The following is a 2,150-nucleotide window of genomic DNA, read 5'->3' on the forward strand; positions in this document are numbered from 1 at the left end:
GGAAGTGCAGTAATGCATTAAGCTAACCAGTACTAATTGCCCGTAAGGCTTGTCCCTATAACCTTGGTAGTCCGAGGTTGACGAGTACAACTGCTTGAATACAAGCTACAACCCAACAATACTTCTTCCAGATTCAGAGCTTCGCCCGACGTAGGGTTGGCAGCTTCGCTGCCGACGCGTCCAACGAACGCTCGTACAAGTCATGCCTGATGACCATAGCAAGTCGGTCCCACCCCTTCCCATCCCGAACAGGACCGTGAAACGACTTTGCGCCGATGATAGTGCTGCAACCAGTGTGAAAGTAGGTTATCGTCAGGCTAGTTATATAAAAAAACCCCCACCAGCCTACACGCGCTCAAGATCGCGTGTAGTGCAGGTGGGGGTTTTTTGCTTTGGGCGCTCGCCAGTCTTCAGCTGACGACCACCTCTTGTTCGATATCACGGCTCCTTGAACTGCTCTAAGGCAACATCCTTCAGGATGCATCTACTGGAGAGAGCCGTGAACACAACAAGCGAATGCGAAGGCCTGAGCGACAAACTGACTGCCCCCATCATGGCCGTGATCGACAAGCAGCGCAGTACATTGACGCCCATGCTGCAAGGCGGCGCAGGCCAGCCCGCGCAAGCTGCCCTGCGCGACGATGAATGTGTACGCAAGGTAGCGAGCTTCTGCTATCCATTGCTTCCGGTCCTCGTCCGCCTGGCGATCAAGGAACCTGTATTTGTCAGTTTCGTCCTCAACAACCGCGAAAAGATTCTTGGGCCGCTTACCGCGCCCGTCCAGCTGAGCACGCCGTAGTCCCCAGGTCGTTGTGTCCGAACAGCCTGGTTTGCGCCTGGGCTGGACACCGATGAGCATGATCTTCGTTGCGGGAGGCGAGCCGCCTTATGGGCAGGCCTTCGGCCGCGCGGGCGTGAGCGCGGCACATGTCGCGCTGCCCCAGGTCGCGCCGGGTTTCAGCGCACGCGAACTGGCCGCGATCGAGGCAGCCAAGCCTGGGAGCCTGATACAGCAGCAGTCGTCCAGCGGTATCGAGGACAAGGCCGCCGGCAGCGATGCACTCGGCACCAGGAGAGGCTGTCTGTGGGCACTATTGGTCGGTGGCGTCTTCGCATTGGCCGCCATGGCTTGCCATCTCCTCCGCCAGCTCAAAAGCGGGATCTCCGAGCTGCCTCCTGCTTGACCGTTCGCCTGTAAAAAAGCCCGCCGGTTGGTAACTGGCGGGCTTGTGTGACTGATGGCCGTGTCAGGCGATGTGCATTCCGCCGTTGATGCGCAGTTCAAGCTTGTCCCAGAACCGGTCGTGGATCGGAAGCAGCAGCACATTGCAGATCGGTTCCAGGATGGCGGCCAGGCCACCGAAGGCGAGCGAACCCGTTGCCCAGTAGATGACGGCAAAGGCGACGCCCATGTGCATGAGCGTTTGGCTGACCCTTTCGGCAGCGATCCGCATATAGCGCTCGCGCGCCGAGTTCGCTCGTGCACGGACGGCTGCCCATGCCTTCTCGTGGAAGGGGAGCAGCAGGACGTTGATGACCGGTTCGATGATGATGGCCAGGCCGCTGAACACGACCGACCCCGTCATCGCATAGGCGATCGTAAAGGCGATAGCCATGTGGGTGATGACCTGGCTGGTTTTCTTCGCTGCGATGACCATGACGTAACCTCTTTGTTCGACGACTGTAGAGTCAGATGATAGTGATTCTCGTTATCATATAGAAGCCAATTATATTGAAGAGCTTGATAGATGGGAGCTATTGGCCGTCGCGTAGAGGAGGGCGGCGAGGGACTTGCGAGGTATGGCACAGATTTGTTATAGTCTCGTTCTCCCGACGCAGACGCAGCCTTCAAGGCAGCGAAAAGCGGAAGGAAAAGAGGGGTTGACGAGATTTAGAAAACGCTTCATACTCTCTCTTCTCTGCTGCTGACGAACACAACGCTTCGAAGCAAATGGCAGACGCAGTACCGAATTCTGATCTTTAAAAATTAACAGTCGATAAGTGTGGGCGTTTGATGAAGGTGCCAAGAACTTCGGTTCTTGATTACTTAAAATATCAAATGTTCACAAAAAGTATTAACGTTGTCTCAGTAATGAGATAACGGTCAGTATTTTGAGTGAGCGACCCCGTTAGCAATAGCGGGTGACTCG

General features: G+C 55.9%; 3 protein-coding genes and 1 rRNA gene. 3 read left to right on the top strand and 1 reads right to left on the bottom strand.

Annotated features, from left to right (window positions below; translation table 11 throughout):
• The first annotated feature begins 205 nt into the window (after nucleotides 1-205).
• The 3 genes from rrf (at nucleotide 206) to E8M83_RS22620 (ending at nucleotide 1,184) form a co-directional block, all read left to right on the top strand.
• Nucleotides 206-318, top strand: a 5S ribosomal RNA gene (gene rrf / locus E8M83_RS22610).
• A gap of 181 nt (nucleotides 319-499) precedes the next feature.
• A complete protein-coding gene (locus tag E8M83_RS22615) occupies nucleotides 500-799 on the top strand; it encodes a hypothetical protein (protein ID WP_137175616.1) in 300 nt (99 codons plus the stop codon).
• A gap of 13 nt (nucleotides 800-812) precedes the next feature.
• Nucleotides 813-1,184 carry a DUF3999 family protein gene (locus E8M83_RS22620; protein WP_267874241.1) on the top strand — a complete coding sequence of 124 codons (372 nt, stop codon included), beginning with the start codon at nucleotides 813-815 and terminating at the stop codon, nucleotides 1,182-1,184.
• A gap of 63 nt (nucleotides 1,185-1,247) precedes the next feature.
• Here the strand turns inward: E8M83_RS22620 and E8M83_RS22625 are convergent, their stop codons facing one another.
• Nucleotides 1,248-1,658 carry a DUF2061 domain-containing protein gene (locus tag E8M83_RS22625; RefSeq protein WP_137175618.1) on the bottom strand — a complete coding sequence of 137 codons (411 nt, stop codon included), beginning with the start codon at nucleotides 1,656-1,658 and terminating at the stop codon, nucleotides 1,248-1,250.
• Between the last annotated feature and the right edge of the window lie 492 nt (nucleotides 1,659-2,150).

Source organism: Massilia sp. HP4, assembly GCF_005222695.1.
In the GTDB taxonomy this organism is placed as follows: domain Bacteria; phylum Pseudomonadota; class Gammaproteobacteria; order Burkholderiales; family Burkholderiaceae_D; genus Telluria.

Excerpts from the sequence above, each read along its gene's own strand:
- E8M83_RS22625 (WP_137175618.1), bottom strand. The coding sequence starts at position 1,658 with ATGGTCATCGCAGCGAAGAAAACCAGCCAGGTCATCACCCACATGGCT.